Here is an 18698-nt window from a genome sequence, read left to right as displayed (position 1 = left end):
GACACGCCTCGAATGGTCACCCTGGACCTGCGCCACGTGGCAAGCCCCGCCGTGCGGGACCTGCTCCACCTCGTCAACCACCCCGACTTCGACCGCGCACAGCAGCAGATCGAACGCCTCGGCGGCTGCACCGAACCCGTCCGCCTGACCGGCCACACCACCACCGTCGACACCACCACCGGCGAGGTACAGCGCTCCTACACCACCTCCGACGAACCCACCGGCAGCCTGCTCACCACCTGCGGCAACCGCCGCTCCTCCCGCTGCCCCGCCTGCTCCCGCCTCTACGCCGCCGACACCTACCACCTCATCCGCGCCGGCCTCTCCGGCGGCAAGAACGTCCCCGACACCGTCCGCACCCACCCCCGCGTCTTCGCCACCCTCACCGCCCCCTCCTTCGGCCCCGTCCACAACCGCCCCACCACCCCCGATGGCGACATCCGGCCCTGCCGCTGCGGCACCCGCCACGAACCCACGGACGTCCTGCTCGGTACGCCTCTCAATCCGGCGACGTACGACTACGCGGGCGCGGTCCTGTTCAACGCCCACGCCTCTGCCCTGTGGGCACGCTTCGCGACCTACCTCCGTCGGGAGCTCGCCGCTCGGCTCGGCATGACCCAGAAGGCCGCTCGCGCGGTCCTGCGGGTGTCCTTCGCCAAGGTCGCCGAGTACCAGCAGCGCGGCCTGGTCCACTTCCACGCCGTCATCCGCCTTGACGGCCCCGACGGCAGCACCCAGCCCCCGCCGCCGTACGCCACCGCCGCCGTGCTCACCGACGCCATCCGGGCCGCCGCCGCCCGGGTCCGCGTCACGGTCGAGTCGGACGCGATCGGGGAACGCGAACTCGGCTGGGGCGAACAGCTCGACGTACGCGAGATCACGGCCTTCGGCACCGACGCCGAATTCACCGACCAGGCCGTGGCCGCCTACGTAGCGAAGTACGCCACCAAGTCCGCCGACGCCTCCGGCGCCCTCGACCGCGCCCTGTTTTGCCGTCCCTGCCAGGGACGCGGCGCCACCCTCCTGCCCCACGGAACCCCGCTCCCCTGCACCACATGCGACGGCACCGGACAGGCCCGGCCCCTGCCCCGCCTCGCGGTCGCCCGCCACGTACGGCAGATGATCCGCACCTGCTGGGAACTGGGCAAACTGCCCGAGTTCGCCGAACTGAAGCTCTGGAAGTGGGCACACATGCTCGGCTTCCGGGGCCACTTCTCCACCAAGTCCCGCGCCTACTCGACCACCCTCGGCTCGCTGCGCGCCGCCCGCCGGGCCTGGCGCACCGAACAGGCCCGCACCCACGCCGGCCTGCCCGAGCCCGACCCGACGACCACGCTCGTCCTCGGCCACTGGGACTACCTCGGCTCGGGCTACAGCCCCGGCGCCGCGCTCCTCGCCGCTGCGGTTTGGCACCGCAGAGAACTGGAACGCCAGTTCATCGCCGAAGGGGGCTGCTGATGACCTCGCCCCCGCCCACCGTCCTCCACCTGGAGACAGAGCCAGCGCTGGACCTGCTGACGGTTCCCCAGGTCATGGCCCGCCTCCAACTCGGCCGCTCCGCCGTCTACGACCTGCTCCGCACCCGCCAGCTCGCCTCGATCACCCTCGGCCGCGCCCGACGTATCCCCGCCCACGCCCTCACCGACTTCATCCGCACCCGCCTCGAACAGGAAGCCGCCGCCTGATGACCACGCCCCGCGACACCCCCGCCTCCCGCCGTGTGCGCGCCAACGGCGACGGGACCGTCTACCAGCGCAAGGACGGCCGCTGGGAAGCCGCCGGATACGTCCTCGCACAGGGCAACACCCGTCGCCGCGTCCGCGTCTACGGCACCACCCGGCAGGAGGCCCTGGCCAAGCTCACCGAGAAGATCGCCAACAGCAACCGCGGTCTTCCCGTCCCCTCCGCGCAGGGCAGCGTGGCCGCGTACCTGACGTACTGGCTGGAGAACGTCGCCGTCCACCACCTGCGCGAGAACACCCACACCCGCTACACCGCCTGCGTCCACCGCTACCTCATCCCCGGCCTGGGCAAGAAGAAGCTGGCCAAGCTCACCGCCAAGGACGTCCGCACCTGGCTCAACCAGCTCCGCACCACCTGCCAGTGCTGCACGCGCGGCCTCGACGCCCGGCGCGACCAGCCCCGCTGCTGCGCCGCCGGCCAGTGCTGCCACAAGCTGCTCTCCCCGCTGACGCTCACCTACATCCACTCCGTACTCAAGTCCGCCTTGGAGCACGCCGTCCGGGAGGAAGAGATCCCGCGCAACGTCGCCCGCAACGTCCGCACCGGCACCCCACGGCCCCGACGCTTCGAACCCCTCACCGCCGACGAAGCCCGCCGACTCCTCACCGCCTCACAAGGCCACCGGCTGCACGCGCTGTTCGAACTCGCCCTCCACACCGGACTCCGCAAGGGCGAACTCCTTGGCCTGTGCTGGGAAGACCTCGACCTCGACGCGGGCACCGCCGCAATCCGCCGCACCCTTCAGCGAACCGCCGCAGGCGGGCTCACCACACTGCCCACCAAGACGCGGGCCTCCGAGCGCCGCATCGCCCTCCCCACCCGCTGCGTCCAGTCGCTCAAGCTCCACCACGAACAGCAGCAGCGCGAGCGCGAGGCCGCAGGCACCACATGGCAGCACGACGGGCACGTCTTCACCACCGCGCAGGGCCGACCGATCGACCCGACCAACCTCACCCGCGCCTTCACCACGCTCCTCCGCACGGCCGGCCTCCGCCGCATCCGCTTCCACGACCTCAGGCACTCCACCGCCACCCTGCTCCTGGAACAGGGCGTCGAACTCGTCGTGATCAAGGAACTCCTCGGCCACGCCCACATCGGCGTCACCGCCACCGTCTACGCCCACGTCCGACTCCGCCTCCAGCGAGACGCCATCAACACCCTCAGCACCGCGCTCGACGGTCCCGCTGGACGTGATCCGACCCGCGACGACGGCAACGATCCACGACCCGGGAACACTCCTGTCCGCTGACGTTGCCGTCAACTACTGCCGTCACCCCATACAGAAGCCCCACCAGAGAACACGTGGCGGGGCTTCTGCATTACTGTCGCACATTCTGGATCCAGGGAAAGATCCTACCCTTGGCTACAACGACAGAGCCTGTCGATCACTCAGCCAGGCAGGTGCATATTTTCCACCCGGAAAGTTTCCATCCCTGTCGGGCCACACTAGCTGGAGTGCAGCAAATGGCCTGTCTCCGTAGAAGACGGAAGCCTGCGCCAGGCTAGAGATCAAGAGATCTTGTGGAATCTCCCGGAACTGCACATCGAATCCCTCAAGAATATCGCCCGACGTGTCACCGTCTCCATACGTGACCCCTTCAGCGAGCATGGCTTGAACTGAGCTCAAAACGCTTTCCGAAGTCTCCTCCGGAAGCCCAGCAACGATCACTTCGGGATGATCGAAGCTGGAACCGAACCCGATGCTGTACGCAAAGGGAGGGCGCTCTCCATCAGGGTCAAAGACCCAGATCCAGCTCCATCCTTGAGCTGCCACATCGCTATGGATCTTTCGCTGAATCGAGCTGAGACCCACCCCGCCCAGTTCATCACTCACAGGAGCACTTCCTTCAGTTATCTGACTTTGCCCTGTTGCAGACCCGACACAAGACCTGACCATTAGACGGGTCACCCGACCCACCTCGCGACTTGGGCTGAATGTGATCGATCTGCCATTCGTTTTCTGGAGGTGTCACTCCACGCTGAGACTTCTGAGGGCGAATAACCTCCTTGCCGCATATCTCACACGTTGGCACTCCGTACTTTTCCTCGTTCTCCCCGACGACCTTACCCTTGCCAGCGGGTGTAAACGGCTTACCCGGCCTACTGCCAGGAGCGCCCCCGACGACGCAGTTAGGGTTGCTGTTGTGAACGAGGACCGGCGTAGCCCCTGCCAGCACATAGTACGTGTGCTCGCCCGCGACCGTGAGGTTGTGAACCGTCGCCCGTTGGACCGTCCACCGCTTGACTGCTGTGATCTGGACGTGCGTGCCCGCGCTGGTACGAAGCCACTCGCCGGCCTTCAGGTCGGTCGCCTTGATCCAGTCACCGAGTTGCGGGACCCAGAAGGGGTGGCCGTCGGTGGCGGTGACGGAGGCCTTCTTGTGGCCTCGTTTGCCGTCGATGTCGACCGTCACCTTGACGAGGTGCTTGAGACCGGTGCCCTTGATCTCGGCGGTGACCGTCTCTTTCTCGGTCTTGCCGGTTTCGGGGTCTGTCGCCAGGACCTGATCGCCGGTGTCGACGTCTTCTATGCGTTTCGTGCTGCCGTCGGCCATCAGAACCAGGGTCCCGCCGACGAAGCTGTTGCTGAGGCAGGCCGCTTTCGCGAACTTACTGGTCTTGGTCCAGTCCTTGAACGCTCCCCACAGCGTCTTCGCCAGATGGACGATCCGCTTGCCCAGGGCGTACGCCTTGTTGACGCGGTACCAATATTTGGCGATGAGCTTGCCGAGCGGTCCGCCGCTGACGACGGAACTGACGATGTTCAGAGCGGTCGATCCGCAGGCGCCGAGCGCACCTGTGGTGAAGCAGTCCAGTGCGTCGGTGATGCCGAGTTCGTCGGCGACTATCTTGCCCAGTTCCTTGGCTATGGCGACGGCTCTCGCCTTGGCGGCGTCCGCCTTGTCCTGGGCCGCCCGTGCCCTGACCGCGGCGGCGGAGTCCTGGCCCAGCGCCTGTCCCAGCGTGAATCCGGCCGCTATCGCGTTCGCGGAAAGCCGGATCGGGCCCGGCTCCTGCCCCGGCGTCGTGTTCTCGCACAACGGGCACGGACGCGTGGGGCAGTCGACCTCCGCGCAGGTGCCGGACGGATCGGAGTAGGTGACGGGGTTGTTGTAGCTGTAGGCGTAGCCGTTGATCTGTTGCGGGTTGTCGAAGTTGACGACCGGGTCGGCCGATATGAAGCGGCCCGTGTCCGTGTCGTACTCACGGGCCCCCATGCTGACCAGGCCCGAGGTGGTGTCGTTCGTACCTCCCACGAAGCCCTTGTCGTCGACCCACTTGCCGGGGTCCGCCGAGTCGGAATCGCGTGCCGCGCCGAACGGGTCGAGCCGGCGGCGCTGAACCTCACCCGTCGTCGCGTCGATCGCGAGTTCGGCGGTGCCGTGGTGGTCACCCGCGAGGAAGGTGACGCCGCCGGAGTCGCGCACCGCCACGGTCTGGTCGCCCAGTGAGTAGTAGCGCTTGGCCGTGACCGCCTTGGTGGAGGCGTCGAGGTGCAGCTCCATTCCCGGGAGGTAGAACGTCGTCTCCGTCTTCGTCTTGCGGAGCAGACGGGTGCCGGACGCGTCGTAGGTGTACGCCGATGTGCTGCCGTCGGCGTTGGTGACCTTGGTCAGCTCGTTCTGTTTGTCCCAGGTGAGGGTCTGGGTGTCGCCGCCCAGGACGCGGGTGTCGGCGTTGCCCGCCGCGTCGTACCCGTACGTGTCCTGGGACTTGACCGCCGGAGTGGTGTCGGTCGCGGTCGTGTCGGAGACGACCGTGGTCAGCTGGTGCGGGCCCTCACCCTTCTCCCCGTAGGTGTAGCTCCTGGTCGCGGTGGCCGCGCCGGCGATGCCGTGATCGGTCTCGCCGGTGCGGTTCCCGAGGTTGTCGTAGGCGTAGGAGCGCCAGTAAGGCGACACCCCGCCGACCGTCGACGCGGAGGGGGCCTGGGTGCAGGCCGCGTTCGTGTTCCCGGTGCCGACAGCTCCGTTCGGAGTTGTGGAGGACGTCCAGTCCTCCGTCATCCGCTGCAGCCCGTCGTAGCGGAAGCACTGCACGTCGCGGGTGCCGCCGGCCGGGTGGTCGACGATGGAGGTGACGTTGCCGCCGTCGTCGTAGGTGTAGTCGGCGTCGTATGCCGCTGAGGACGCGCTGCCGACGTTGACGTGGGCGTTGGTCAGGCGCTTCGTGCCCTGTTCGTAGGAGTAGGTGAGCCAGGTCTTCTTGCCGGACGCGCCTCTGGTGTTCAGCTCCAGTTGCTTGAGCTCACTCGTCGGCGAGTAGTCCACGTCCGTGACGTAGCTTCCCCCGCCGAGGGAGCTCCCGAGAGCGATCGGCCGCTGGAGGTGGTCGTACTGGTAGGTGATCGCCTCGCCCGGGAGCCCACCCGCTGCCGGGAAGTTCTGGCCCTGGACCGTCCCGTCGTCGTTGTACTGGGTGTTGAACTCGTAGGTGCCGCCCAGTTCCGGCTCGGCGGTCTTGGACAGCAGGTATTTGGTGCTGGTGGGCTGGTAGTCGTTCGCCGGATCGAGGACCGGATAGGTCACGGACGAGTAGACCGCGCCGTCCTTGTATGTGTAGGTGCCGTACAGCTCGCCCTTGGCGACGGAGTCGTATGTCGAGACCGAGAGCTTGGTGCCGGTGTCCGCGGCGCCCTGCCAGGTGGACTTGATGCGGCCGAGGTCGTCGTAGACGGTGGTCGTGGTGTTGCCGCGGGAGTCGGTGACCGTTGTCTGTTTGTCCAGGTCGTCGTAGCCGAACGTGGACGTACCGGTGTCCGGGTCGGTTGCCGACGTCTTGCGTCCACGCTGGTCGTACGTGTACGTCCAGATGTTGCCCGCGTCGTCGGCGACCTTGGTCAGCTTGCCGTCGACGGTGTGGGTGTACTTCGTGGAGAGGTAATCCGCCCGCGTGCCCGTGGGCCGGGGAGCGCCGTCCTTGTACTGGCGCAATTCGACGGTGTTGCCGCGGACGTCCGTGATGGTGGTGGTCGGGGTCTGGCCGGTCGGCGGGTCCATGTGCACCCGGTCGCCGTCATAGGTGTAGGTGGTGCGGTACTTCTCCACGTCGGCGACCTTGAAGACCGTGGCCTTGACCCGGCCGTCACCGTCGTACTCGGTGACCGTCTGCCCGTCGATGTCGGCGTCCCGCGGATCGAAGAGCGTGCTGCTCGGCGGGTCGGCGACCGAGTAGGTGTCGTTGGTCTCGACGATGCGGCCGGAGCCGTCGTAGGCGGTGTCCGCGATCAGACGGGTGCCGTTCAGCCCCTCCGTCTGGACCTGGCGGGGCCTGAGCAGGCCGTCGTAGAGCGTGTACTCGGTCCCGTAACTCGTTCCGCCGTTCTCCAGCCGCTCCGTCTTCACGTAGTCGGGCCCATTGGTGCGGATGCCGTAGGTGTACTTCACCGAGGCCATGAAGTCGGCCGCCTTGGGGCGATCGGGCAGCCATACCGACGTGAGACGGCCCAGGCCGTCATAGGCCATGTCGGTGCGCTTGCCGTTCACGTCGACCTGGGCGGTGACGTTGCCCCACTCGGGCGCGTACTCGGTCTTCGTGGTCCAGCCGAGCGGGTTGGTCTCGGTCTTGGCGGTGGCCAGGCCGTACGTGTCGGTGTAGTCGACCTTCTTGGTGTGACCGAGCGCGTCCTTGATCGTCTTGGGGCGGCCGTACTGGTCGTACGTGGACGTGGACACGGTCTGGTACGTGGCGACCGTGCCGTCGTGTGCCGACAGGCGCTTGGTGGTGGTCACGTCGCCGACCGTGGGAGCCGCGCCAGTCGTGGTCGTGCCGTCGTAGAGCGACACCTCGTCGGAGAGCACGTCCTTGGAGCGGTCGGGTGACGAGGAGCAGTCCACACCGACCACTTCGACGCGGGCGACATACGCGTACATGTGCTTGGCCGCGTTGTCGGCGTACTGGGTGCGCGTGCACTTGTTGTCGGCGACGTCCGTCTCGCCGTAGTCGGCCACCTGGATCACTCGGCCGAATGAGTCGTAGCTCGTGGTGGACGCCGACTGCCGCCAACTGCCGTTGGACAGTGCCTCGTATGTGTCGGTGCGTGCGGGGCGGATGAAGCGGGCGGTGCGCGTGCCCCAGTCCTCGGTGCGGGTCGCGGTGACCTTGTCCCAGAGCGTGTTGATGGACTTCTCGACGACTTTGTCGCCGTCGTACGTCGTGGTCTCCAGTTCGAAGCCGGACTTCCAGTCGTCGTCCGTGTACGTGGTGCCGGTGGAGTCCTTCACCGTCGACGACGTGGCGCCGCTGTCCAGGCCGCGGAAGAAGACGTGTTCGGTCCTGGTGTTGGAGGCGTTCTCGCTGCCGTCGGAGGTCTCGACGCGGACCTTGCCGTAGCCGCGCCAGTCGTTCCAGGTCAGGTACTCGGACTTGGTGATGCCGTCCGGCTTCGCCTTGCGCCAGCCGGCGTCACCGAGGTAGCTGTACGAGGTGACCTGGTCGGGGCTGTCCGCCACCAGATCCTGTTCCACGACGGAGGAGACGACGTACTTGTGGAACCAGTCGGTGATGGGGTCTTTCTCACCCGGTGGATTCCACTTGACCGGATAGCAGCGCACCGTGGACTTGCCGGCCTCGGGCACATTGGACGACGTGCACTGCGTGTCCGCGTAGTTGACGGACAGCACACCGCCGGACTCGCTCTCCACCGCCGACATGCGGAAGCGGATGAAGGGCTGGATGTTGTCGCCGGCGGCGTCGACACGGTTGGCCAGTTGCTTGCCGTACAGCTTCACGGAGGGGACCGACGTGTCGGTGCCGACCTTGCCGGTGTGGTCGACGGAGCTCAGCCACAGCGACTTGGAGCCGTCGCCATTGTCGGTGAAGATGTGGCCGAGCGTCCAGGTGTCGACATCCTTGTAGGTGGAATCACCTGTGCGGATCCTGGTGGTGATCTTGTCGAGCTGCTTGCGTGTCCAGAATGTGGGGGAGTTCTGCCCGGCACACTTGGTGTCGGCCTTGCAGTTGCTGTCCCAGGGAACGTCGGGCCAGTCCGCGGCCTTCGAGTCCGTCAGCGCGTCGGGGGAACAGTCCGTGAGATCGCCGATGCAGCGCTCGGACGTGGTGAAGACGATGCGGGCGGCCGGCGGGGTGTCGTAGACCTTCTGGTCCCGTTGGCCGTAGTCGATGCGCTTGAGATAACCACCGCGCACGTACGGCTTGCCGTTCTCGCCGGTTTTCAGACCCTGCGTGTAGTAGTTGGTCTCCTTGCCGTAGTAGTAGGACGTGGCGTTGCCGTGGGTGTCGACGACGTAGTCGAGATTCCAGCGCCACGCCTGGGTGCAGTAGGCGTTGGCGAAGGTGGCGTCGTAACACGGCTCGCCGTTGTCGTCACCGTAGACGGGAACGGTCCAGGCGGAGCCGGTCTCCTCGTCTCCGGAGGCGTATCCGGGCAGGTGGCTGAGGCCGAAGTAGTACTGGGTGCCGGTGTCGTCGGTGACCTTCCAGTACTCACCGTTGTTGTCACCGTTGGTGGCACCGGTCAGCTTCTCGATCTTGGAGAAGTCGTCGGAACTGAGACGCCACTCACCGGTGGTGTCGTCCTTGACCAGTTCGCCGGTGGCCCCGCCCGCGAGGGAGATGGTCGCGTTGTCGCTCGCCCAGCACTCGTCACCGTACGTGTCGTCGTGGCCGTCGTCGGCGCACGGCTTGTAGCGGCGCTCGATGAACCCGGGGTCGTAGGAGAAGCCCTGACCGATCCACGACCCCTGGTTGTTCGTCGTCGCGGTCTGGCCGTCGATGGACTGGGAGCTGTATCCCAGGGACACGCCGGGAGCCGAGCCGCCGGGCACCGGCGGCGCGCTGATCGGGTACGACCAGTTGAAGGCGCCCGAGGAGTTGGACACACTCCACTGCGAGGACGCCTTGAGCGGAGTCGCCGCGTAGTCACCCTGGTCGCCGGAGGCTCCGGCGGTGGCCGCGAGTACGGTCACCGGGCTCGCGTCGTCGGTCGCCGCGTCCGCGGCGACCGTCTGGGTGCCGACGCCAGAAGTGTCGGCGGCCGCGGCGACGCGGGCCGTCAGTGTGTGCTCGGTGGCGTCATTGCTGCTGACCAGCGGTTCCGGCGTGGCACACGCCTTTTTGTGGGGGGTGGTCAGTACGCAGGACGGGTATTGGACCAGCCGCAGTCGCGAGCCGAAACCGCCGCCGTAGGCGTCGGCGAAGTCCGCGTAGTCCAGGGTGAGCCGGACGGGCCCCGTCTTCTCGGCGCCGTCCGTACGGGACAGCGTCATCAGCGGCCCGTCGACGCCGGCCGCCTTGGACTTCTCGCGGTCCAGCAGAGCAACGTGCACGGAACCGGGGCTCGTCCTGCCGGTGGCCGCCACCTTGACGGGCAGCCCGTCGGCCTTCCCGGTCTTCGCGGCCGGAGCCAACGCGATGTCGTCCGAAGCGGCCTTGGGCCACTTCACGTCGTCGGCGGACTTGACGGCGGCTTTCCTCGCCTGGTCCGTGCCGGTGTATCTCTTGGCCTTGGCGTTCCTGCCGTCGACCGGATCGTCGAAGTTCTTCTGGGTCGCGGGTCTGGTCGGGCCGTCGTCCTTGGCCGCCGCCTCAGGGACGTATTGCGGTAACAGGCCGACGGCGAGGGCGATCCCGATGCCGAGCACAGTGCTCCGCACCGGTACGCGCCACCGCGACCGGGAGGGCAATCTCATGACAACTCCGTGAGAAAGAGTGAATCGTTGGCGTGACAGAACATGAAGCGAGCCCACGAGAGGGGCGGGTGCCGGGCTCCCGGCCTTCGGGCCGGGCACGGGACACCCGCCCCGCAGCGTTGCTGTCAGGTGACGGTGCCCTCGATGCTTTCGCCTGCCGGGAGCACGGCCACTTCGGGCACCAGGCTCGCGTCCAACGCACCACGGAAGAACCGCAGTTCGTCGACGGCGCCGTTGAAGTACGCGGTCCCGGTCGCACCGGTGAGCGTCCGCCCGACCTGCACCGACGCGGTGGTGAAGTCCCACGTATTGCGCCAGGGTGCCTGTGCGGCGAGCGCTCCGTTCACGTACAGGAGCACATCGCCGAAGACCGCCGAATAGACGATCGTCAGGTGGTCTCCGTCCTCGTCGCTGCTGGGCAGCGCACCTACCGCTGTGACGGCCACGGACGTCGCCGTGCTGGAGTCCTCGGCGGTGGTCGTCAACTGCCAGCGGTTCGCCGATGCCAGATATTTCAGCGTCACCGCACTGCCGTTGGCACCGGCCAACGAGAGAACGGTCTGGTCCTTCGTCGATCCGGCGGTGGCGAGCCGGGCGCGTGCGGTGAGGGTGAAGCTGTCCTCCTTGGCCAGCAGCCCCGCCCCCCTGGTGGCGTAGGCACCGGTTCCGTCGAGGACCAAGTGGCCATCGCCCCACAGAGGTTCGGCGGGCGCCACGCACCCGGGGTCGGCTGCCGGGTCGCACGAGTCGTCCGGCAGGTAGATGGAGGCACCGCCGCTCAGGGTGAGGCCGGTTCCGCCGGCCGCCTCGGGCGCGACGCCGTTGGTCGCCGAATCGACCTGCCAGTACGCCAACTGGCGGGCGGAGACGCCGCCGAGCTGCTCGCCCTCGGCCTCCGGCACGACCCGGTCGTACACCTTGACGTCCGCGATGCTGCCCGTGAAGCTGCCGGTGTAACCGTCCAGGGACAGCTTCCGGCCGATCTGCAGGGGGCCCGTGGCGTTCCAGGTCGTGCGGCGCTTCTCGACGTCCTTCTCCAGCAGGTCGCCGTCGACGAACAGGCTGAGGGTGCCCGGTTCGTCGTCGTAGACGCCGATCAGGTGTGTCCAGCTGCCCGGTGTGGCCTTACCGCCGGACACCTTCCAGGTGCCCATGCCTTCCATGTCGTTGGCGGGCGTGCGGAACGTCCACGACTGGGTGTCCACGTCGTAGCCGAGGTCGAAGCCGGGAGCTCCGGTGCCGTCCTGGCTGACGACGGTCACGTCGTCGGTGGGCCGCTCGGGGAGGTTCACCCAGGCACTCACGGAGAACGTCCGGCTGGTGTCGACCGCGGCCTTGCCCGCGTCCAGGTAGGCGCCGTCCGATCCGTCGAGTGTCACGGCGGTGTCCGTCGATCCGAGCGGTCCCTCGTCACCGAAGGTCACACCGGATCCGGGCGTCGCGTCCGGTGAGCCGGACGTACCGACCGCCTTGGTGGAACCCTTGGCGTCACCCAGTGACCAGCCGGCCACCGGGGCACGGCCGTCACTGACCAGGAAGGTGTACGCGGTGGTCGTCTTCTGTGCGTTGCCGGCGGCGTCGACCGCCTTGGCCTCCACATACATGGGGCCCTCGTCCGGCGGCATCCAGCGCACCGTGCCCGGTCCGCCGGGAGATTTCGCGTTCACGCTCTTCCAGGTGCTGTCGCCCTTGAAGCGGTACTTGTACGAGACCGCGTCCGCGGAGGCCGAGTCGAAGGTGAAGTCGCCGTAGTCGCCCACGCCCGCATGCCAGGCCTCGTCATCCGGGTACACGGCGGAGCTGACCGTCGGGGCCTTGGGAGCCGTGTCGTCGTAGATGAACTCACAGCGGGTCGCGTCACCCGCGAGTGACCACGGTCCCCACGACTGTCCGTCGGAACCTCGCACGGCCCAGCCGATGGTGGCGTTCTGCGGGATCGCATAGGCCGCATCGTCGGGATCGTACGTCGAGTCCGTTCCCACGGTGTAGGAGAAGAGGGCCCGTCCGGTCTGGCCACTGGCTGTGGCGTCCGTCGTGCTGATCTTTTTCGACAGCGTGTACTTGTCATGGGTTGTACCGCCCGAGGTCCACCACACGTGGAACTGTGCCTGCAGCGTCTCGGTGTTGCTGCCCGTGTCACCGTGGTCGAGGTCCTTGATGACCGCCTTCAGCTTCGGCGCCTCGTCGACGTAGTGCTCGGCGGCATTGCCGTACTCGCAGGCGCCGCCCGGTGTCATCGTCAGGTCGGTCATGGCCGGCTGCAACGGCGGGCGGTTGTAGGTGACCTCCAGGTGAGCGTTGCCGCAGAAGCGCTTCCAGTACGAGTAGTCGCCCTCGTCGCCGGCCTTGAGCCGGAACGTGGTCGTGTCCCAGCCGCTGTCGGCTGCCTTCTGCACGGTGCTCTTCACGTTGAAGCGCACGTTCTGGTTCGTGGAACCGCACGAGCCGGCCGGATTCGTCGGTGACTGCGAAGTGATCGCGTCCTTGAGCGAAGGCTGGTTGATCCAGTCGGTTCCGGAGTTGATCGCGCTGGCGCCGGACGAGTTGACCCGCCCGAGTTGCACCTCCTTCGCGGAGTCGCTGTAGGTGTGCACCATCGTGACCGCGAACTCGGCCTTGACGATGTCCTTGCCCTCGAACGATCCCGTCGGCAGCGCGAAGAACTGGCGTTTGACGTCACTGCTGCTGGTGCAGCGGTAGGAGACATCGGCGGGACACCGGCCCACGCCCTCGTCGTCCTTGAACTTCCAGAAGGACGAGCCGGAGTAGTACGAGGACACCATCGTCCAGCTGGTGCGGTTGGCCGTCTTGTACACCGGGTCGATGTAGACGGGGTAGACGGTGTCCTTCCCCTGGAGGAGGCCGGCGTCAGGGGTGAGGGTCACGCGGTCCGCGGTAGCGTCCACCGCCACGTCGGCCACCTGGGCACCGTCCGGCGGGGTCACCGCGCCGTTCTCCCCCCCGCACCGCCCGGTGCCGGAGTGGTCGGCGACGGTCCGGGGGACGCGCCGCCGTCCGCCGCCGTGCCCTGGCTGGAGTCCCACATCATCGGCTGCGGCGCCTCGAACACGGTGCCACCGCTGGCCCTGTCCTCGGCTTCGAGACCGCTTTCCGCCGTCTTCTCCAGCGTGACGGAGTCGGTCCTGACCGGGAGTTGGAGCTCGGCGAGGTCCGGGTTGGCCGCGGCCTTCGCGTCCTTGACCACCAGAACGTGGGAGAACCCCTCGGCACTGGCGGTGATCTCCATGTCGACGCCGTCGAAGACATCGGCGTACGTGGCGGTGGACCCGGCGATGCTCGGCTCGGGCAGTGCACTCTGCCAGTCCAGGGAGAGTGACCGCCCGTCCTTCTCCAGCCGGGCGAACGTCCTGTCACCACCGCCCGAGAAGGCCATGGCCGTGGGCGCGGCCTTCGGCGCGTACGTGCCGTTGGCCTGCTTGACGAGCGTGGTGTCGATGTCCTGCCACGTTCCGTTCTTGCGGGTACGGATGGGCTGGACGTACTCGGTGGTCGTGAAGGTGCCGTCCGGATTGGCCACAGTGGTGCTGCGTTCGTCACGCAGGGCGAGCACCTCGACCGCCTCACCGGACCGGGCCGCCGCGACCTGTGCGTCGCCGGTACCCACCTCGGTCGGGACTCTGCCCCCGCCTGCGGCGACAGCGGCCGGGGCGTCTCCGCCGGAGCCCGGCAGCAGGCCGAGGCCGGAGGCCAGGAGCGCGGTCAGCGTCGCGGCGACGACGGCGGTGCGTCTACCTCGACCGTCCCTGGGGGAGGAGTGGTTCACCGTAGGGTTCTTGCCCGCCATCGCCGTCACCCCACCACGCCGAAGGAGGCGCCGGCGTCGGGGATGCCTCCGGCGCCCGGCCTGAAGACAGTCGTCCCGGTGCTCGTGGTGCCGTCGACGTCGGTCCACGGAATCACGTACAGGACACCCTTCGCGGTGTCGGGCTCCTTGCTGTACGGAATCCCGACGTAGAGGTTCGCGCTCCCGGAGGTCAGGCTCATACCGGTGTAGTCACGTGTGGTCACCGTGCCGGGCAGGACACTGCCGCCCGCAGCCCGACTGATGATCTTGTCGTTGGCCCCGAGGGTGCTGTCCAGCGGCCGGAACACCTGCAGGACCCCCGCGTCCTTGACGCCGCCGACGTCACGTCCCGGGATACCCACGGCCAGCCGGATGGTGGCGTCGCTGCTGACGACCGAGGGGTCCGTGTTGGTGATCGCCACACGCTGCCCGAGGAAGTCGCCTTCCGTGGCGGTGCCTTCGACGTCCGTCTTGTCCGCGTCGATGGGCGCCAGTTCGGTGTAGGCGCCCGACGGCTGAATGCGGATGACCGTTGCCCCTCCCGCTCCGGCGGCCGTGCCGATGGCCTCACCGGGAGAACCGACGGCCAGGAGCGCGTCAGAGTTGTAGGTCTGGCCGCTCGGCCGGTAGTTCGTCATGTCGATCGACGAACCGAACTGGTCGTTGGCCTCGGCGACCCCTGCCAGGCCCTCGCCCGACCCACCCTGGTCGAGGCCGACGAGGGCGGTGGGCACACCGTCGGTGAGGGTGTGGTCGAACACCGTGACACCGCCCGCGAAGGCCGCGTCGTCACCGATCGTCTCGCCCGGCACGCCGACGGCAAAGTAGCGGTTCGTGCCCGCCAGCGAGTAGCCGAAGCGGTCATGTGCCTCGACGACACCCGGCACACCGGGATCGTCCTGATTCACGGTGTACTTCGTCGCACCCCGCATGTAGTGGACGCAGCCGGCATCCACCTGATTCTCGCCATGGCTGGTGATGTCCTCGCCCGGCACGCCTATCACCAGGTAGGGCAAGTCGGCGGACGTCGTGCCCGTGTGGAGGGCGAAGCCGAATCGGTCGTAGCTCTCGGTCGCCGTGCTCGCGTCGAACGCGTCCTGTGTATAGCTCTCGATGGCCGAACCGGTGCCGATGCCCGCGGGTGTTCCGTGGATGATCCAGAGGGCACCGGCGTCCACGAGCTGGGAGCCGTCCTCGAGGACGTCTTCGTACGGTGCTCCGACCACCAGGTCCGTGCATCCGTCACCGTCCGCGTCGTAGGCCGCACGCGAGTAACCGAACTGGTCCCCGCGCTCCGGAGCGGCCTTCATACCGCTGGTCGCCTGCGAGATCTCGGATACACCCTTGCCGCCACCGAACACCACACGCACCAGCCCGGCCCGCGCCGCGCCGTTCACCGTCGCGTTCGGGTCCGCGATGACCGTGTCGGTCGAACCGTCGCCGTTGAAATCGCTCGACGTGCCACCCGTGCACGTCGCTGCGGCAGCCGCCGGCTGCGGCAGCGAGACCAGTCCCCCGGCCATGGCCAGAGCCGTGGCCGCTAACGCGGCCAACCCGACTGAGCTCATGCGTCTACGCATGAGACATCCACCCCACCCCTCATTATGCCGTTGTCGCCCCGAGCCGAAACAGGCGTTGGGACATATTCCACGGCCCCTAAAACGATGATCCAAGCGCTCGCAAAACTTCCGGCATCAGCAACTTCCATGTCAAGGGCACGTCCGATTTACGTCCGATTTACGCCGTAGAATCATGCCCAAGACTTACAAACGACCGGAATGCCGCCTTGCGCCGACATCACGGACAAGTTTGGTGAAGTCGCAGGTCCGCGCTTGACGAGACATCTATGTGGAGCTCATAGTTTCTTCACCGTCAACCCGCACGCCGTCCGCGGTTTCGGCACGCCATGGGCGCACCGAGAAGGGTCACAAGGGTGCAGATGGGCGGTTTCCGTTCGCCACCCGTCCGTAGTCCGAAATGAGGACAGAACCCGTGGAACGCCTGTGGGTGTGCTTATCCGCATGCACAGCACATGCCGCCGGTCGGTCGTTCTCCCATAAGCACGACGACACCGGCGGCGAGCGATGCGGAGCCCCACACCCTTGCGGATCGTCCGCGCGGCGAGAATTCGACGCCTCCTGCGGCCCGTCGAATTCCAAGCGGTCCAGGACTGCCGTTCCGCACTGCGGATGCCGTGACGAGAGTTTCGGCCGGGCGATCCGCCCACACCGCTTCGGCGACGACCAGGAAGACGCTCTTCCTTCCATTCGCCTTCGGCTGGAATTCGATGTTGTCCGAATCGAGGACAACGCCTCACTGTTCGGTCTCGCCCCAGGCAGCATTGTTCGCCCGGTCCTTTCCTCGGCGGCCGGACCAGGATGACGGCCGACATGACGGAGGAACAGCACAAGGCCGGTGACACCGTCGCCGCCCGTCTGTGCGGCACCCCCTCAATGCCCAAGGGCGGAACCTCGCCTGAGTAGGGTTCCGTTCCCGATCGCACCGCGCACGAGATCCGTACCGCGGGCGACAGCTTCGATCTCGCAGATGCCGCCACGCACGGCGACTCAACGGGGTGGTGCCCGCACCGGACGCCGCCTCAGGCAGGAATACCGCATGCCTTCCCGTATCCACCACCTCACCGACCGTCTGCTGCCGGGCCGTGCGCGTGCCCGCGAGGAAGAGACCGCACAGGCCGCACACGCCGCCGAGGCCGCACAGGCCGCCGCGGCGGCCCGGAAACGCCAGGAGAAGATCGCGGCCCGGCGACAGGCCCTGCTGGACTCGGACACCGCGGTGCGCACCATTCTGTTCGAAGGCCGCGGCTACTTCGGGCGTACCGTCGACCGGTTCACGGCCCGCGCCGCCGGCGCGCACAACCTCGCTCTCGTCGCCGACGTCCTGGAAGAGGCCGGCATCGCGTACTTCCTCGTCCCCGGCCGCTCACGCACCCGCCATGTGGTCGCCCTGAACCGGGCCGACCGCAAGGCGTTATTGGTCGCCCTGCGCGACGCGTACGGGGCGAGTCCGCTGTACGCGCTCAAGCCCGGCAGCAGTCCCCTGCCCGACGACGCGGTCCTGTACGCCGACGGCTCCCTGCCCACCGCGCTCAAGCGCCAGGACGTCATCCGTTTCGGCGAAATCCTGCTCGGGCCCAACCAGCAGATCCTCGCCGACCTCTCGTACGGCTGCGACGTCGAATTCTGGCAGGACGGCCGACTGCTGCTGGACGACGAGGAACGCGGCGCCGCCCGCATCGAGGCACTGCGCACCCAGGCTCCGCCCGCGGTACTCGCCGACGCCCTGGTCGCCCCGCGCCCCAACGCCGTCGCCGACGTGCTGCCTTCGGCCGCTCGCGTCACGGCGGTGCGCACTGTCGAGCGCCGCGACTACCCGACGTTCGAGAGCTTCGTCCAGCCCCGCCTCGACACCGTCGACTTTCCCATCGACCTCGTCTACACCTGGGTCGACGGTTCCGACCCCGAGCTCGCCGCGCGCCGCGAGTCCTTCCGTACCGGCCCGGACTCCCCGCGCATTCACGCCCGCGAGACCGGCACTTCCCGCTACACGAGCCGGGACGAGCTCAAGTACTCCCTGCGCTCGGTGACGATGTACGCCCCGTTCGTCCGGAACATCTACCTGGTCACCGACGGGCAGACACCCGCCTGGCTCGACACGAACGCCCCCGGCCTCCAGATCGTCGACCACAAGACCGTCTTCACCGACCCGACGGCGCTCCCCGTCTTCAACTCCCACGCGATCGAGACCCAGTTGCATCACATACCGGGCCTCTCGGAGCACTACCTCTACCTCAACGACGACGTCTTCTTCACCCGTCCGGCCGCCGCGGAGCAGTTCTTCCACGGCAACGGCATCGCCAAGCTCCCCTTCTCCCCTTCCCAACTCGGCCTCGGCGAGCCGCACCCGGACGAGCCGGCACCCAACTCGGCCGGGAAGAACGTCCGCGCGCTGATGCTCGACCTCCACGGCCGCTTCACCGTCAGCAAGTTCAAGCACACCCCGCACCCGCAACTTCGGTCCGTCATGGAAAAGTTGGACGCGCGGTTCGGCGAGGAGATACGTCGCACCAGCCGGTCCCGGTTCCGTGCCACGACGGACATCGCCATGGCAGCCTCACTGCACCACCACCACGCCTACCTCACCGGCCGCGCGGTGCCGGGAAAGAGCAGGCTTCGCTACGTGGATGTGGGCAGGCCGGGCCTGGAATCGGCTCTCGCGGAGTTCACGCCCGGTCACCCGTACGACTTCCTCTGCCTCAACGACGTCCATACGGCCGAGGCCGAGCAGGAACGCATCGCGGCCACCCTGCACGCCTTCCTGGAGGCACGGTTCCCGTTCGCCAGTCCCTGGGAGAGGCCGGGCTCCGGTGCGGACCGTGACACGCCCCCGGACCGCCGTTGACGTAGGAAGGAGCCGCCTCGCGGCCGTTCCGGGACGTGAGGTGGCCGGGCGCCCACGCGGGTCGCGGGGGGCCGGGC

The 18698-nt window shown here is 67.7% G+C and carries 9 protein-coding genes; 4 read left to right on the top strand and 5 right to left on the bottom strand.

Translation table 11 applies throughout. The features are described from left to right. Positions 1–12 precede the first annotated feature (12 nt). From QFZ64_RS32215 to QFZ64_RS32205, 3 genes are read left to right on the top strand one after another with little or no spacing between them, the layout of a single operon-like run. Complete coding sequence (locus tag QFZ64_RS32215; RefSeq protein WP_307070997.1) at positions 13–1458, top strand: replication initiator; 1446 nt, start codon at positions 13–15, stop codon at positions 1456–1458. Then, positions 1458–1685, top strand: coding sequence for a helix-turn-helix domain-containing protein (locus QFZ64_RS32210; protein WP_247463341.1), 228 nt, complete (start codon positions 1458–1460; stop codon positions 1683–1685). The genes QFZ64_RS32215 and QFZ64_RS32210 overlap by 1 nt, the downstream gene beginning before the upstream one ends. Beyond that, positions 1685–2992, top strand: a complete 1308-nt coding sequence (locus tag QFZ64_RS32205) for a site-specific integrase (RefSeq protein WP_307070996.1) — start codon at positions 1685–1687, stop codon at positions 2990–2992. The genes QFZ64_RS32210 and QFZ64_RS32205 overlap by 1 nt, the downstream gene beginning before the upstream one ends. A 114-nt stretch (positions 2993–3106) precedes the next feature. Here the strand turns inward: QFZ64_RS32205 and QFZ64_RS32200 are convergent, their stop codons facing one another. From QFZ64_RS32200 to QFZ64_RS32180, 5 genes are all read right to left on the bottom strand, one after another. Beyond that, a complete protein-coding gene (locus QFZ64_RS32200) occupies positions 3107–3577 on the bottom strand; it encodes a DUF4262 domain-containing protein (protein ID WP_307070995.1) in 471 nt (156 codons plus the stop codon). A 13-nt stretch (positions 3578–3590) separates the two neighbouring features. Further along, positions 3591–10394 (bottom strand): polymorphic toxin-type HINT domain-containing protein, encoded by a 6804-nt coding sequence (locus QFZ64_RS32195; RefSeq protein WP_307070994.1) that lies wholly within the window; start codon positions 10392–10394, stop codon positions 3591–3593. A gap of 125 nt (positions 10395–10519) precedes the next feature. Beyond that, positions 10520–13339, bottom strand: a complete 2820-nt coding sequence (locus QFZ64_RS32190; protein ID WP_307070993.1) for a LamG domain-containing protein — start codon at positions 13337–13339, stop codon at positions 10520–10522. Further along, positions 13336–14199 carry a hypothetical protein gene (locus tag QFZ64_RS32185; protein WP_307070992.1) on the bottom strand — a complete coding sequence of 288 codons (864 nt, stop codon included), beginning with the start codon at positions 14197–14199 and terminating at the stop codon, positions 13336–13338. The genes QFZ64_RS32190 and QFZ64_RS32185 overlap by 4 nt, the downstream gene beginning before the upstream one ends. Before the next feature lie 5 nt (positions 14200–14204). Then, positions 14205–15767 carry an integrin alpha gene (locus QFZ64_RS32180; RefSeq protein WP_307070991.1) on the bottom strand — a complete coding sequence of 521 codons (1563 nt, stop codon included), beginning with the start codon at positions 15765–15767 and terminating at the stop codon, positions 14205–14207. Positions 15768–16815: 1048 nt separating this feature from the next. Here QFZ64_RS32180 and QFZ64_RS32175 point away from each other — a divergent pair. Beyond that, on the top strand, positions 16816–18621 hold the full coding sequence (locus QFZ64_RS32175; RefSeq protein WP_307070990.1) for a stealth family protein: 1806 nt from the start codon (positions 16816–16818) through the stop codon (positions 18619–18621). Positions 18622–18698: the final 77 nt, after the last annotated feature.

The organism is Streptomyces sp. B3I8 (assembly GCF_030816915.1).
Lineage (GTDB): Bacteria > Actinomycetota > Actinomycetes > Streptomycetales > Streptomycetaceae > Streptomyces.
Note: the sequence above shows the minus strand (reverse complement) of the source record. Positions and strands in the feature narration are given on the sequence as shown.

Bases quoted from the DNA above. Each gene is read 5' to 3' on its own strand.
- QFZ64_RS32215 (WP_307070997.1), top strand. From the start codon at position 13: ATGGTCACCCTGGACCTGCGCCACGTGGCAAGCCCCGCCGTGCGGGAC.
- QFZ64_RS32210 (WP_247463341.1), top strand. From the start codon at position 1,458: ATGACCTCGCCCCCGCCCACCGTCCTCCACCTGGAGACAGAGCCAGCG.
- QFZ64_RS32205 (WP_307070996.1), top strand. From the start codon at position 1,685: ATGACCACGCCCCGCGACACCCCCGCCTCCCGCCGTGTGCGCGCCAAC.
- QFZ64_RS32195 (WP_307070994.1), bottom strand. From the start codon at position 10,394: ATGAGATTGCCCTCCCGGTCGCGGTGGCGCGTACCGGTGCGGAGCACT.
- QFZ64_RS32185 (WP_307070992.1), bottom strand. From the start codon at position 14,199: ATGGCGGGCAAGAACCCTACGGTGAACCACTCCTCCCCCAGGGACGGT.
- QFZ64_RS32180 (WP_307070991.1), bottom strand. From the start codon at position 15,767: ATGAGCTCAGTCGGGTTGGCCGCGTTAGCGGCCACGGCTCTGGCCATG.
- QFZ64_RS32175 (WP_307070990.1), top strand. From the start codon at position 16,816: ATGCCTTCCCGTATCCACCACCTCACCGACCGTCTGCTGCCGGGCCGT.